Origin of the sequence: Herbaspirillum sp. 1130, from assembly GCF_017833835.1 — a bacterium.
GTDB classification, from domain to species: Bacteria; Pseudomonadota; Gammaproteobacteria; order Burkholderiales; family Burkholderiaceae_D; genus Herbaspirillum; species Herbaspirillum huttiense.
In genome coordinates this window covers 73,882-88,174 of record NZ_JAFICQ010000008.1, presented here as the reverse complement: position 1 = coordinate 88,174, position 14,293 = coordinate 73,882, and the positions used below count along the sequence as shown (strand labels likewise).

The following is a 14,293-nucleotide window of genomic DNA, read 5'->3' as shown; positions in this document are numbered from 1 at the left end:
CGTTCTCCATCAAAACTCCATCGTTGTATCGCGCAAACCTCACGCGCATGCCCCAGACTCCGCCTTCGCTCGCGATTGTACTGTCGGGCAGCCCGTGCGGCAAAAATGCCGTGGGTTGACCGGCAGGCGCAGTCCTTCGCGTGTTTCCCCCGATGGAGTTCCTGCATGCCTCGCTTCTTTATCGACCGCCCCATCTTTGCCTGGGTGGTCGCGCTGTTCATCGTGCTCTTCGGCGTGATCGCCATGAGCCAGTTGCCCATTGCCCGCTATCCCTCGGTGGCCCCGCCCAGCGTGACGATCAACGCCACCTATCCGGGGGCCACGCCGCAGACCATGAACGATGGCGTCATCAGCCTGATCGAGCGCGAACTGTCGGGCGTGAAGAACCTGCTCTATTTCGAATCCTCGGCCGATACCTCGGGCAGCGCCCAGATCACCGTGACCTTCAAGCCCGGCACTGATCCGGAGTTGGCCCAGGTCGACGTGCAGAACAAGCTCAAGGCCATCGAAGCGCGCCTGCCGCAAACGGTGCGCCAGAACGGCGTGACCGTGGAGTCGGCGGCCTCGGGCTTCCTGCTCATGGTCAGCCTGACCTCGGTGGACGGCCGCCATGATGAAATCCGCCTCAACGATTACCTGGCTCGCAACATCGTCGAAGAACTGCGCCGCGTCGACGGCGTCGGCCGCGTGCAACTGTTCGGTGCCGAGCAGGCGATGCGGATCTGGATCGATCCCTTCAAGCTCAATGCCTTCGGACTGTCCGTGACAGATATCAGTACAGCGGTCAGCCAGCAGAACGCACAGATTGCTCCCGGACGCCTGGGCGATACGCCAACTGTACCGGGCCAGCAGATCGCCGTTCCCCTGACAGTACAAGGACAGTTGCAGTCACCGGACCAGTTCGCTTCCATCGTGCTCAAGGCCAAGGCCGATGGTTCGCGGGTGCTGCTGGGCGACGTGGCCCGGGTCGAACTGGGCGCGCAATCCTATGCCTTCGCCAACCGTGAAGACGGCAAGCCGGCAGGCGTGGCCGCCGTACAGCTCTCACCCGGTGCCAACGCGGTCCGCACGGCTGCAGCGATCCAGGCGCGCATGGAAGAACTGCGCCCCAGCCTGCCGCAGGGCATGCAGTTCTCGCTGCCCTACAACACCGCGCCCTTCGTCAAGATCTCCATCCAGAAAGTGGTGCAGACCCTGATCGAGGCCATGGTGCTGGTGTTCCTGGTGATGTATTTGTTCCTGCAAAACGTGCGCTATACCGTCATCCCGGCCATCGTCGCGCCCATCGCGCTGCTGGGCACGCTGGCGGTGATGCTGGTGGCCGGCTACTCGGTCAACGTGCTGACCATGTTCGGCATGGTGCTGGCCATCGGCATCATCGTCGATGACGCCATCGTGGTGGTGGAAAACGTCGAGCGCATCATGGCCGAGGAAGGCCTGGGTCCGCGCGAGGCCACCATCAAGGCGATGGGGGAGATCACCGGTGCCATCATCGGCATCACCCTGGTGCTGACCGCCGTCTTCATTCCCATGGCGCTGGCCGGGGGATCGGTGGGCGTGATCTATCGCCAGTTCTCGCTGGCCATGGCGGTATCGATCCTGTTCTCGGCCTTCCTGGCGCTGAGCCTGACGCCGGCCCTGTGCGCCACCTTGCTCAAACCGGTGGCCCCCGGCCATCACGAGAAGCGTGGTTTCTTCGGAGCCTTCAACCGTGCCTTCGCACGCCTCACGCGCCGCTATGAATCGCTGCTGGGCCGCTTGATCGCGCGCGGGCTGCGCATGATGCTGCTCTATGGCGCGCTGTCGCTGTTGCTGGTGCTGGGTTTGCGGGCGCTGCCTTCGGCCTTCCTGCCGGAAGAAGACCAGGGTTATTTCATGACCAGCTTCCAGCTGCCCGCCGATGCCACCACCGAGCGCACGGCGCGTGCCGTGGATCAGTTCGAACGCTACCTGAAAACGCGCGAGGATATCGGTGCCAATCTGTCGGTGCTGGGATTCGGTTTCTCCGGTTCCGGCCCCAATGCGGCGATGGCCTTCACCGAACTGAAGGACTGGAAGGAGCGCAAGGGTTCCACCGCCGCCATCGAGGCCCAGCATGCGCAGGCGGCCATGGAGAACGGAGTGGATGGCATGGTCATGAGCCTGCTGCCGCCGGCCATCGAGGAGCTGGGCAATTCCTCCGGCTTTGCCATGCGCCTGCAGGACCGTGCCAACCAGGGCCACGCCGCGCTCAAGGCGGCCGAAGCGCAACTGCTGGCAATGGCGGCACAGAGCCCCAAGCTGGCGGGCGTGTATGCGGATGGCCTGCCACCGGGTGCGAGCCTGCAGCTCAATGTGGATCGCCACAAGGCGGCCGCGCTGGGCGTTTCCTTTGCCAGCATCAGCGATACGCTCTCGGCGGCCATGGGTTCCTTCTATGTAAATGATTTCCCCAATGCGGGCCGCATGCAGCAGGTCATCATTCAGGCCCAGGCGCAATCGCGCATGCAGATCGAGGACCTGATGAAGCTGTATGTGCGCAACCAGAACGGCGGCATGGTGCCGCTCTCGGAAATGGTACAAGCCCAATGGCAGGTGGTGCCGACTCAATTGCAGCGCTACCAGGGCTTCCCGGCGGTGCGCATCTCCGGCAGTGCTGCGCCCGGCGTGGCCAGTGGCGATGCCATGGCGGAGATGGAAAGCTTGGCAAAGCAACTGCCGCCCGGCTTTGCTGTGGCATGGACCGGCCAGTCGCTGCAGGAACGCCTGTCGGCGGCCCAGGCACCGATGCTGATGGCCTTGTCGATGCTGGTGGTGTTCCTGGTGCTGGCGGCCTTGTACGAGAGCTGGCGCATTCCGCTGTCGGTCATGCTGGTGGTGCCGCTGGGCTTGATCGGTGCGGTCGCAGCGGTGATCCTGCGCGACATGCCCAATGACGTGTTCTTCAAGGTCGGCATGATTACCGTCATCGGGCTCTCGGCCAAGAATGCCATCCTCATCGTCGAGTTCGCGCGCCAGTTGCGCGCCGAGGGTGCGGGCCTGGTGGAGGCGGCGATCAAGGCGGCGGTGCTGCGCCTGCGGCCCATCCTCATGACTTCGCTGGCCTTTGCGCTGGGCGTGGTGCCGCTGATGCTGGCCTCGGGCGCGAGTGCCGAGACCCAGCGCGCCATCGGCACGGGCGTGTTCGGCGGCATGGTCAGTGCCACGGTGCTGGCGGTCCTGTTCGTGCCCTTGTTCTTCGTGCTGGTGCTGGGGGCGGGAGTTCGCCGCAGCGCGCAGCGCGTGCAGGAGGCATGATGTGTCCGCGCAGTGATTTGCGGCTGTATGGCCGCCGGCTCCTCAACGACCGCGGGCAGATCCACCACGCCCGGTATCGCGACTACGATATCCGCGTCATCGCGATTCAGGGGCAGCATGGCTGGGAGATGAGCCTGCGCATCTTCCACGGCGGCAAGCGCATCCTGCGTTACCGGCAGGACAGCCCTTTGTATCTCGATTTCGAGCATGCGCGCATTGCCGGCATGCTGCGTGCGTACGAGATCATCGAACGCCGCGTGGCGGCCTGATTCTCTTCCCTCGGGAGCGCACCGTCAGCGCTTCGTCAGCCAGTGCGGCCGGCTTGCCACAGTGCAGGCCGTGCCGCCATCTTTCCGGCTTGCCTTCCTTACTTTTTCGCACGGCTGCCGCCTACAATCCATCAGGAGTACGTGGCGGCACTGCCGTGTCCGGCCTCTGCCGGACTGCCAATTTGGGTTAAAGAAAAAAGCCGCCCCTCTCTAGAATGCCATCACCCCTCACGCTGCCCGCAGGGCGCGCAAGATGCCGGCGCACGGACGTAAAACTGTCCGCTGCCACGGCGATGACGAGACGCAGGTGTTTTCAGAAAAGGTAAGGGTCCGATGAGCCAGCTCGATTGCAGCAAGCATGACAAGGAAGAAAATGCGCTGAGGAAAAACGCCCTCGGCGTAGGATTCATCATCTTCTTCGTGGTCTCCGCCGCCAGTCCCTTGAGCGTGATCGCCGGCGGATTTCCGATCGGCATCATGCTCGGCAACGGTCCCGGCACACCGGCCTTGCTGGTGCTGATCCTGTTGCTGCTGCTGGCCTTCTCGGTCGGCTATACCACCATGGCGCGCCACGTCACCAATGCCGGCGGCTTCTATGCCTTCTCCAGCGCCGGCCTGGGCGGCATGGCCGGCGGCGTGGCCGGGGTGCTGGCCATGTTCGCCTACAACATCCTGCAGATCGGACTTTATGGCATGTTCGGCGGGGTGATGTCGGCCACCATCTTCGACATCTTCGGAGTACAACTGGCGTGGTGGGTCTATGCGGCCCTGGCCATGCTGAGCGTGGCCGTGCTCGGTTACCGCAACATCGACCTGTCGGCGCGCCTGCTGTCGGTGGTGGTGGTGGCCGAGTACCTGGCGGTGCTGGTGCTGGACTTCTGTATCCTGCGCGCCGGCGGCGATCATGGCGTCAACCTCGATTCCTTTGCACCGTCCAATGTCATGAGCGGTACGCCCTCCATCGGCCTGCTGTTCGCCTTTGCCGCCTTCATCGGTTTCGAAGCCACCACCATCTATGGCGAAGAGGCCAAGAATCCCAAGCGTGCGATACCGATTGCCACCTATACCTCGGTGCTGCTGATCGGCGCCTTCTACGGCATCTCGCTGTGGGCGCTCATCATCGGGGCCGGCAGCGACAAGGTGGTCAAGCTGCTGGAACACATGCAGGACCCGACTGCCTTCATCTACGTCATGTCGGACCACTATGCCGGGGGCGGACTGACGGCCGTGATCCGCATCCTCTTCGTCATCAGCATCTATGCCGGCCTGCTGGCCTTCCACAGTTCGGCCGCGCGCTATTTCTATGCCGTCGGGCGGGACGGCCTGCTGCACCGCCTGCTGGGCACCACCCACAAGACCTATCAAAGCCCGCACATGGGTTCGGCTCTGCAGAGCGCCATTGCGGCCGTGGTGGTGACGCTCTTTGCGGTCTCGGGGGCGCATCCCATCCTGCATCTGTTCGCCTGGTTTTCCAGCCTGGCGGCACTGTGTCTGATGCTGCTGATGATCATGACCTCGGCGGCCGTGATCTGCTATTTCCGGCGGCGTCCGGAGGCCTGTGACAGCGCCTGGCGGGTGCGCATCCTGCCGGCCGTCTCGCTGGTCGCCTTGCTCTACATTCTCTGTACGGCCATCCTGCATTTCGATGTCTTGACCGGGGCCAGCAAATCCATGTCCTGGGCGCTGTGCTCGATGATCCCGCTGGCCATCGTCATCGGCGTGATGCTTGCCAGCCGCCTGCGCCGCTGTGAGCCGATGCGTTTCGCTGCGCTGGGGAGTCACAAGCTGTAGCCGCGCTCCGGCCGGGCAGGAACCGTTGCTCAACGGGTCTCGCATGGCGAGGCCCGTTTTCTTTGGGCCACGTTTTCCGATACAGCAAAGAGGCGTGATTTGATGCGCGAATTCATGCGTGAATTCATGCGTCAATTCGGGCGTGGATTCGCGCGTCAATTCACGCCTGTATTCGGGCGCAAAAAAACGCGGCACAGCTTGCGCCGCACCGCGTTGTTGCTCCGTGCGCCGATGATCCGGCGCGCCGACTTCAGGATGCCAGCAGCACCGTGATGGTCTTCTCTTCGGTATAGGCCAATGCGCCGGCCAGTCCGCCTTCGCGGCCCATGCCGCTGTCCTTGATGCCGCCCCAGGGCAGGTTGGCATCCAGCGGGCTCCAGCAATTGACGCCGATGGCACCGACCTTCACGCCAGCGGCCACCCGATGCGCGCGGGCCAGGTTGCCGGTCCAGACCGTGGCGGCCAGGCCGTAGCGCGAATCGTTGGCCAGGGCGATGGCTTCTTCCTCGGTATCGAAGCTGATGATGGTACCGACTGGCCCGAAGATTTCCTCACGGGCGATGCTCATGCCGTTGTTGGCATCGGCAAAGATCGTCGGCTGCACGAACCAGCCCTTGTCCGGCCGCGAGACGCCGCCGGCCAGCAGGGTGGCCCCCTCGTCCAGGCCTTGCTGGATGTAGCGGTTGACGCGCTCGAACTGCGCCTTCTTGGCCACCGGCCCCATGCGCACGCCCGGCTGGCACGGATCGCCCACGGTGATGCCGGCGGCGGCCTCGGCCAGTGCCTTGGCAAAGCGTTGCGCCAGGCTGCGCTGTACCAGAATGCGCGAACCGGCCGCGCATACCTGTCCCTGGTTGACGAACAGGCCCAGCGTGCAGCCGAACAGGGCGTCTTCGAAAGGCGCATCGTCGAACACGATCTGCGGGCTCTTGCCGCCCAGTTCCAGCGTCACGCGCTTGAACTGTTCGCCGGCGATGCGCTGGATCGCGCGGCCCGCTTCGGGGCTGCCGGTGAAGCTGATCTTGGCCACGTCCGGATGCTCGCAGAGGGCACGGCCGACCTCGTTGCCGTAGCCGGTCACCACATTGATCACGCCATCCGGGAAGCCCGCTTCCTGCGCCAGGCGCGCCAGGTGCAGGGCCGATTGCGGGGTTTCTTCGGCCGGCTTGATGACCACCGTGCAGCCGGCAGCCAGCAGCGCGGCGACCTTCCAGCTGGTGATCATGAGCGGCGCATTCCAGGGCAGGATGGCACCGACCACACCGATCGGTTCGCGGATCGTGTAGGACAGCGTGGGCTTGCCCATGTAGCCGGCCGTGGGAATGGTGCGGCCTTCCATCTGGTTGGCCCAGCCGGCGGCGGCGCGCAGGTGGCTCACGGCGTTGGGCACGTCCATCATGCGCGGCTCCATGGGCGAGCGGCCGATGGCATTGGCATCCATGTCGGCCAGCAGGTCGGCATCGCGCTCGACCAATGCTGCCAGCGCATGCAGCAGGGTGCCGCGCTGCAGGCCCGAGAGCCGGCTCCATGCGCCGCCGTCCAGCTGCGCGCGTGCCGCCGCCACGGCCCGCGCCACGTCCTCGGCCGTGCCCTGCGCGGCGCTGGCGTAGACTTCCTCGTTGATGGGATTGACCAGGTTCATGCGCTGGCCACCGGAGGCCTCGCTGGCCTGGCCTGCAATAAAGTGCTGAAGATGGAGAGACATGCTCATTCTCGTGGTGGGTTGTCGGGAGACTGCATGCGGGTCATGCGCAGCGTCCTGCGGACGGGCGCACCTGGGCCTGCATGGAGCCAGAATGTATAGAGGGCAGGGCCGCGCAGTTAGCCCAAATGAGCAATTCGGCTGGCGATGGCAGTGAAGCTGTTGATGCACGGAAAGAAGGACTGCCCTGTTCTCGTCCAGCCTGCATTGATGTTGTGCATAAAAAACTAAAGTTGCACTATTTTGAAATATCGAGCCTGACAGCTTGGAAAATTGTAAAAGTATTTGCTAAATTTTGGCATTGAGATAAATTTGCATAAAATTAGCCGAAAAGGCATACGCTGCGCGGCCCCCGGACCGGATCTCATCCAGGTCCCTTGCACTGACGCAGACATCCCATCAAAACAATGAAAATGCAGGCACGTTAAATGCATGGAGACAGAGCCACGCTCGCGGGGGCAATCGCGGCTCACTTGGAGAGAGACCATGTTGCAAAGCATTCACCGTTTTCAGGATGTGCATGTGCACGCCGCCGCCATTGGCGCGTGGAAGCAGACCTATGCACAGATTTCCGCCGGCAAGCTGGAGAGCTCGCTGATGCAGTTGTCGACCCGGCGCTGCCACGCCTTTCGCGAGCGCATCAACAAGCGCGTGGTCCAGCATGGCGAGGCACCGAAGGACCAGATCTGCTTCGCCTTCCCGATTGCCGCACCGGGTGCGGCGCACGTGCAGGGGCGCGAGGCTGATGAGAAGAGCATCCTGTTCCTGCAGGGCGGCGAGGAATTCATGTTCCACATGCCGATGGATACCGACCTGCTGTCGCTGACGTTTGATCGCGACCTGTTCGAGGAGCACCTGCACCAGATGCCTGACCCCGACCGCATCAGTGCGTTGCTGCGGCAGCCGGTCATCAAGGTGCCGCCCAAAGGCTTGCGTGCTTGCCGCGAACGCTTGCTCAACATCTTCTCGCAATCGATGCTGCAGATCGATGGCGGGCAGTGGCAGGCCGATGCGCAGGCGGAGCAGCGTGAGCAGGCGATGGAGTCGTCCTTGCTGGGTGAGTTGCTGGGCTTGTTGTCAGCGCCGGATTCCGATCCCGTGCGCCAGATGAGCACCACCCGCAGCTACATCGTCGAGAAGCTGCATCGCCAGGCCATCGTGGACGCGGCCAATGTGCCCAGCATTTTCGAGGTATGCCAGCGGCTGCAGGTGAGCCGGCGCACGGTGCAGAACAGTTTCCAGACGGTGGCCGAGACCACGCCCCTGAATTACCTGCGCTGCGTGCGGCTCAATGGCGTGCGGCGCGAATTGCTCTCCACCACGCATCAGGAGGCCTCCATCGGCGACGTGGCCTCACGCTGGGGCTTCTTCCATCTGAGCCACTTTGCCGAGGATTATCAGGAGCTGTTCGGGGAGTTGCCGTCGCAGACGGCGCGGCGCGTGCCGCAGAAGCTCTTCCAATAAGCAAGCGCGTACCAGTGAAAACGCCGGTCAGGTGACCGGCGTTTTTGTTTTTTTTGCTGGCGTCAGCCGGCAATGCGCGCCGTAATCTTGCGCGCCGCATCCGTAATCAGCCCCGACAGGAACTCCCGGTTGAACGCATTGACCCGTTCCGTATTGCCGGCCAGCGTGATGCTGCCCAGGATGCGTTGCTTCTCGTCGAAGATGGGCGCGGCGATACCGGTCTTGCCCGGATCCAGCTCACCCTCGCTGACGCAATAGCCATCCTTGCGGATCTTCAGCATCACCTTCGAGAAATCCTTCCAGTTGCTCCCCACCAGCCGCAGTTCCTCCGCCGTGGCCCCATCGAAATGCTTGCGCAATTGCCGTGGCAGCAGATAGGCCAGGATCACCCGCGCCGTGGCGCTGTGGAACAGGTCCATCGGCGTGCCCCGCCCATAGTTCAGGCGCGCGTCATTGTTCCCGGACTCCTGCAGGATGTTGATCACCGTTGAACCATACAGCTCGCTGATGAGCAGCTCCAGCCCGGTCTGCGCCACCAGGTCGCCGACGATGTCGCGGCTGGCCGCCAGCAAGGGATCGAACTGCGTCATGTGGCGATCCAGCTCGATCACCTTCGGACCCACGGCATAGCCGCGCGGCATCTTCACCAGCAAACCGGCATGGCCGAGTTCGCGCACGTAGCGATAGGCGCTGGCGGGGGTGTAGCCCAGCTGGGCACAGATGATGTCGATGTCGATGACGGGTTGGCTGGGCTTGAACAAGGTCAACACTTCCAGCATGCGGCTCAGGCTATTCATGGTCTAGGGCAGTAAGGGCCACGGGGCCCGGTGGCAGGCATTGTACGACCACCCACGCGCCGGGGACGCGGGGTCGTCACCAATTGCCGATTTGGGCTCAAGGCTATTGCACAAATCTCTTATATTCAAAATCAAGCAATAAAACATTCAGCCAGTGAGCAGAATTATGTACAGATTTCGTCTATACGAGAATACATGATTTTGTCCGGGGATGATTGCGATACCGCAAACCAGCCTGCCGCCGCGGCCCGGCTGGTCTGCCCGATCCTGTAGAAGCGCCTGTGCGCGGCGCTGGCCGCCGGCGGCAAAGGAAGAGAAATGACCCGATACACCGGAGCACACGCCTTATGGGCCGGTCTGCTGGACCAAGGTGTGGACACCTGTTTCGCCAATCCCGGCACCACCGAACTGGACCTGGTCCGTGGCCTGGAGAGTTTTCCCAGGCTGCGCTGCGTCGTCGCCCTGCAGGAAAACGTCTGCACCGGCGCGGCCGATGGCTATGGCCGCATGCTGGGCCGTCCGGCCAGCACTCTGCTGCACCTGGGGCCAGGATTTGCCAATGGCATCGCCAACCTGCACAACGCCCGCCGTGCCCGCACCCCCATCGTCAACATCATCGGCGACCACACCAGCTGGCACCTGCCTTACGACGCACCGCTGACTTCCGATATCGAATCGCTGGCCCGTCCCGTCTCGGGCTGGGTCCATCGCATCACCGGCACTGACGACATCGCCTCTGCCGCTGCTGAATCCGTGCGCCAGAGCACGGCTGCCGGCGGGCAGGGCAGTACGCTGATCTTCCCTGCCGATTTCCAGTTCGCTGACATGGCCGAGGCCCATGCCGTGGCTGCCGTGAAAGAATCCACGGAACCCCAAGATGATTACCAGCCGGCCCAGGCACTGGCGCGCCTGCGCGAGGCCAAGCGCGTGGTCTTCCTGCTGGGCGGCGGTGGCGAGGAGAGCGGTCTCGGTGCCCGCGCCCAGCGCGCCGTGGCACGGATCGCCGCCCATACCGGCTGCAGCGTCTATGCAGAAACTTTCCCGGCCCGCGCCGAGCGCGGCCAGGGCTTGCCTTCCTTCGATCGCCTGCCGTATTTCCCCGAGCCGGCGCGCAAGGTCCTCGATGAGGCGGACCTGGTTGTACTGGTGGGCGCGCTGCCGCCGATTACCTACTTCGGCTATGTCGGCCATCCCAGTGCGCTGGTCGCTCCCGAGCGCCTGCTCACCATCAGCCTGCCGGGCCGTCCTGCCTCTGCGCGCGTGGAACAGCTGGCCGATGCGCTCGGTGCGCCGCCCTACGCGGTGCCGCAGCACGCCTTGCCAGCGCTGCCCGAGGGCGAACTGAACCCGCAGAAGATCGCCGCCGTGCTGGCGCGCGAGTTGCCCGAGCACGCCATCGTCTCGGTCGAGGGCGGTACGTGCGGCTATCCCTTCTATGCGGTATCGGATGCGGCGCGCCCGCATACGGTGCTCACCAATACCGGCGGCGCCATCGGCCAGGGCCTGCCGGTCGCGCTGGGCGCGGCGGTGGCCTGCCCGGACCGCACGGTGGTCGGCCTGCTCTCCGATGGCAGCACGCAATACACCATCCAGACCCTGTGGTCGCTGGCCCATGAAAACGCCCGGGTCGTGGTGCTGATCGCCGCCAATCACCAATACGCCATCCTGCGCAATGAACTGCGCCGCGACGGCGCGCCGCTGGGCGAACGTGCCGCGCAGATGACGGCACTCGATCATCCGCGCATCGACTGGGTTGCGCTGGCGCAGTCCTATGGCGTCCCCGCCTCGCGTGCCGAGACTGCGCAGCAATTGCAGCAGCAGTTGCAGGCGGCCTTTGCCGGCAGCGGCCCGGCCCTGATCGAGATGGCGCTGTAAATCATTTCCGCATCAATCACATCCGACGCACACCACGGCATAAAACAAGGAGCAAGCATGGAATTGAATCTGCAAGGCAAGACCGCCATCGTCACCGGCGGCAGCCTGGGCATCGGGCGGGCAGTGGCCGAGGCACTGGCGCGCGAAGGCGTGCGCGTGGCCATCGTCGCGCGCAGCAAGGGCAAGCTGGAAGAAGTGGCCAAGGAGCTGACCCACACCACCGGCACTGAAGTCATCGCCGTGGCTGCCGACGTCAGCAATACCGAACAGGTGGAAGCGGCCGTGGCACAGGCTGCGCAGCACTTCGGCGGCATCGACATCCTGGTCAATGGCGCAGCCCATCCGGGCGGGCTGGTGCGCTCGGAAATCCAGCACGCCAGCCCCGAAGGCCTGCTCGAAGACATCAACATCAAGGTGGTCGGCTACATGCGCTTTGCCAAGGCGGCCGCTGCGCACATGCGCACCGGTGGCTATGGCCGCATCATCAATATCGGCGGGCTCACCGGCCGCGGCAGCAAGCAGTTGTCCGGCATGCGCAACGTGGCCATCTGCCATCTCACCAAGACCCTGTCGGACCAGCTCGGTCCGGACGGCATCACCGTCAACGTGATCCACCCCGGCGTGGTCGAGACCCCGCACATCCACGAACTCTACGAGAAGGAAGCCAAGCTGCAAGGGCTGACCCCCGGGCAGGTCGAGCAGAACTATGCCAAGGCCACGCCAATCCGCCGCGTGCTGCAGGTGGAAGAGATCGCCGACGTCGTGCTGTTCCTGGCCTCGCCCCGTGCGGCGGCCATCACCGGCGAATCGATTGCGGTGGATGGCGGCATCACCCGCGGCATCTATCTCTGAGCAGACTGAACTACTGAAAAGGACACCATCATGCAAGGAACCATCCTGGTCGGTACGGCCGGCCAAGGCATCGTGCGCAGCGTCGACAATGGTGCGACCTGGCACCGCCTGGGCCTGAAGGAAGCCATCGAATTCGACGGCGTGGTACGCAGCCTGGCCGTCGATCCCTCGGACCCGTCGCGCGTACTGGCGGGGGCCGATGCCGGCATTTGCCTGAGCACTGACGGCGGTGCCCATTTCAAGCGCATCGCTTCGCCCGCCGATGACCAGACCGTCTGGTCGATTGCCTTCAGTCCGAGCAATCCGAAACTGGTCTTCGCCGGCACCGGCGCACCCTCACGCGCCCGCATGTATTGCTCGCGCGATGGCGGCCTGTCGTGGCAACAGCTGGATGTGGAGTTGCCGGAATTCTGCTCGGGCGTGCACAAGCCGCGCATCCTGACCATCTTCGTGCGCGCCGATGCGCCGCAGGAAGTCTGGTTCGGCGTCGAAGAAGGCGGTGCCTGGCGCAGCAATGATGAAGGCGATACCTGGACCCGCATCGATACCCCGGGCCGTGGCATCAACAATTCCGACATCCACGCCATCACCGTGCTGCCCGCGACCGCCGATGCGCCGGTCAAGCATGTGGTGGTGACCGTCAACTCCGTCTGCGAGAGCACCGACGATGCCGCCAGCTTCACGGCCAAGGCCTCCAAGGAACGCTTCGACGGCATGTACTACACCCGCACCATCCAGGCGCTGGACCCGCAGGGCAATCAGCTGCTGCTGGCCATCGGCGACGGCACGCCCGGCACGCGCACCCGCATCTATCGTTCCGAAGACCGCGGCCAGAGCTGGCAATCCAGCGTGCTGCACATCGCGCCCAATTCCACGGTATGGGCCTTCGGCGGCCATCCCTCCGATCCGCAACTGCTGTTCGCCGGCACCAAGTACGGCTACCTGCTGCGCTCCACCGATGGCGGACGCAGCTGGTACAAGGAATGGCGCGACTTCAGCGAAATCACCTCGGTAGCCTGGACGCCTTTCGTGGCTCCGGTGCATGCCCATCCGCAATCGATCGACTAGACCAACCAGACAAAGGAGGGCCTCATGTCCGCCACTGCCACCCCGGCCATGGCCATCAAGCCACGCATCCGCCGTACCCACCTGGCCCTGTTCGTGAAGGACCCGCATGGTTCGGCTCCCTGGTACGAAGACGTGCTGGGCATGACGGTGACGGCCCGCGCCGAGCGCTGGGTGTTCCTGTCCTTCGGCAAGAAGCACCACGACATTGCGCTCATCCGCGTGGACGAACCGGCCCAAGCCGTGCGCGGCGAAGTCAACATGCAGCATTACGGCCTGGAGGTGGAGGGCGACATGGAGGAATTCCGCCGCCTCTACGGCATGTTGCTGGCCAAGGGCATCGAGATCTTCAAGATCACCGATCACAAGGTCGGCTACGGCATCTACTTCCACGACCCCGACGGCCACCGTTTCGAATTCTTCTTCGAGACCGCCCACGACGACGAAGAAGGCAAGCGCCTGCTGGGCCAGTACAACGCCCCCAGCGACAGCTTCCATCTGGATCCGCTGTAGGCCCCGCACTGCTTCACCCCATTGCACCGTATCGATTCTTTCCAAGGACATCCGATGAAGACCCCCAATTTCGAGAACTTCCACATCCGCAAGTGGTACCTGCAAATCGAAGACAGCCTGGCCGGCGAGAGCGGCAAGGACGCCGATGGTGCGCCGCTGCGCAAGATCGTCATCGCCGCCTGCCTGCACAATCCCTTCGCCGGCAAGTATGTCGAGGACCTGTCCTCGTGGATCAATCCTTCGCCGCTGCTGGGCCAGGAATTCGCCCGCCGCATCCGCGAGGCCGCGCAGGGCCAGGCCATCGAGAGTTATGGCAAGGCTTGCCTGGTGGGCGTGGATGGCGAGTACGAACACGGCAACGCGCTGCTCACCAATCCGGCCGCCAATCCGGTGCGCGACGGCGTGGGCGGTGCCAAGTCCTGGGTGCCCTCGACCGGCAAGCGCGGCGGTCCCGGCACCATCATCGACATCCCGCTGGCGCACAAGGATGCCTTGTACGTGCGCTCCCACTACGACACCGTCAGCGCCCAGTTCAACGACGGCCCCAACCGCGATGAAGTGGTGGTGATCTGGGCCTTCGCCACGCGCGGCCGTCTCAACGCCCGCCTGGGTGGCCTCAAAGCCTCCGAGGTGAAGGGGCAGGACGGCCTGGTCTGAGGTCGCCACACGCAAGGATCAGGGAGACCATC

The 14,293-nt window shown here is 64.1% G+C and carries 12 protein-coding genes; 10 read left to right on the top strand and 2 right to left on the bottom strand.

The features are described from left to right. The first annotated feature begins 165 nt into the window (after positions 1-165). From JOD78_RS27230 to JOD78_RS27220, 3 genes are all read left to right on the top strand, one after another. Entirely contained in the window at positions 166-3,276 is a 3,111-nt protein-coding gene (locus JOD78_RS27230) for an efflux RND transporter permease subunit (protein ID WP_204727101.1), read from the top strand. Beyond that, on the top strand, positions 3,273-3,545 hold the full coding sequence (locus JOD78_RS27225; protein WP_245202321.1) for a hypothetical protein: 273 nt from the start codon (positions 3,273-3,275) through the stop codon (positions 3,543-3,545). Before JOD78_RS27230 ends, JOD78_RS27225 begins: the two co-directional genes overlap by 4 nt. 333 nt (positions 3,546-3,878) lie before the next feature. After that, on the top strand, positions 3,879-5,336 hold the full coding sequence (locus tag JOD78_RS27220) for an APC family permease (RefSeq protein ID WP_209569243.1): 1,458 nt from the start codon (positions 3,879-3,881) through the stop codon (positions 5,334-5,336). A 250-nt stretch (positions 5,337-5,586) separates the two neighbouring features. Here the strand turns inward: JOD78_RS27220 and JOD78_RS27215 are convergent, their stop codons facing one another. Then, positions 5,587-7,041, bottom strand: coding sequence for an aldehyde dehydrogenase family protein (locus tag JOD78_RS27215; protein WP_209569241.1), 1,455 nt, complete (start codon positions 7,039-7,041; stop codon positions 5,587-5,589). A 125-nt stretch (positions 7,042-7,166) separates the two neighbouring features. Between JOD78_RS27215 and JOD78_RS27210 the strand changes: the two genes are divergently transcribed. Next, a complete protein-coding gene (locus JOD78_RS27210; RefSeq protein ID WP_166675522.1) occupies positions 7,167-7,343 on the top strand; it encodes a hypothetical protein in 177 nt (58 codons plus the stop codon). A 181-nt stretch (positions 7,344-7,524) separates the two neighbouring features. Further along, positions 7,525-8,502 carry a helix-turn-helix domain-containing protein gene (locus tag JOD78_RS27205; protein WP_209569239.1) on the top strand — a complete coding sequence of 326 codons (978 nt, stop codon included), beginning with the start codon at positions 7,525-7,527 and terminating at the stop codon, positions 8,500-8,502. 62 nt (positions 8,503-8,564) lie between these two features. Here JOD78_RS27205 and JOD78_RS27200 read toward each other — a convergent pair whose 3' ends face one another. Then, a complete protein-coding gene (locus JOD78_RS27200) occupies positions 8,565-9,299 on the bottom strand; it encodes an IclR family transcriptional regulator C-terminal domain-containing protein (protein ID WP_039784072.1) in 735 nt (244 codons plus the stop codon). Positions 9,300-9,617: 318 nt separating this feature from the next. On the opposite strand from JOD78_RS27200, the gene JOD78_RS27195 reads away from it, so the two are divergent. From JOD78_RS27195 to JOD78_RS27175, 5 genes are read left to right on the top strand one after another with little or no spacing between them, the layout of a single operon-like run. After that, the gene (locus JOD78_RS27195; protein ID WP_209569237.1) at positions 9,618-11,174 is read left to right on the top strand and encodes an acetolactate synthase large subunit; all 1,557 of its coding nucleotides are present in this window, start codon (positions 9,618-9,620) and stop codon (positions 11,172-11,174) included. A 57-nt stretch (positions 11,175-11,231) separates the two neighbouring features. Continuing rightward, the gene (locus JOD78_RS27190; protein ID WP_121045800.1) at positions 11,232-12,026 is read left to right on the top strand and encodes an SDR family oxidoreductase; all 795 of its coding nucleotides are present in this window, start codon (positions 11,232-11,234) and stop codon (positions 12,024-12,026) included. A gap of 30 nt (positions 12,027-12,056) precedes the next feature. Next, complete coding sequence (locus tag JOD78_RS27185) at positions 12,057-13,094, top strand: glycosyl hydrolase (protein WP_209569235.1); 1,038 nt, start codon at positions 12,057-12,059, stop codon at positions 13,092-13,094. A gap of 24 nt (positions 13,095-13,118) precedes the next feature. After that, complete coding sequence (locus JOD78_RS27180) at positions 13,119-13,604, top strand: VOC family protein (protein ID WP_121045802.1); 486 nt, start codon at positions 13,119-13,121, stop codon at positions 13,602-13,604. A gap of 54 nt (positions 13,605-13,658) precedes the next feature. Further along, positions 13,659-14,261, top strand: coding sequence for an amino acid synthesis family protein (locus JOD78_RS27175; RefSeq protein WP_121045803.1), 603 nt, complete (start codon positions 13,659-13,661; stop codon positions 14,259-14,261). Positions 14,262-14,293 lie beyond the last annotated feature (32 nt).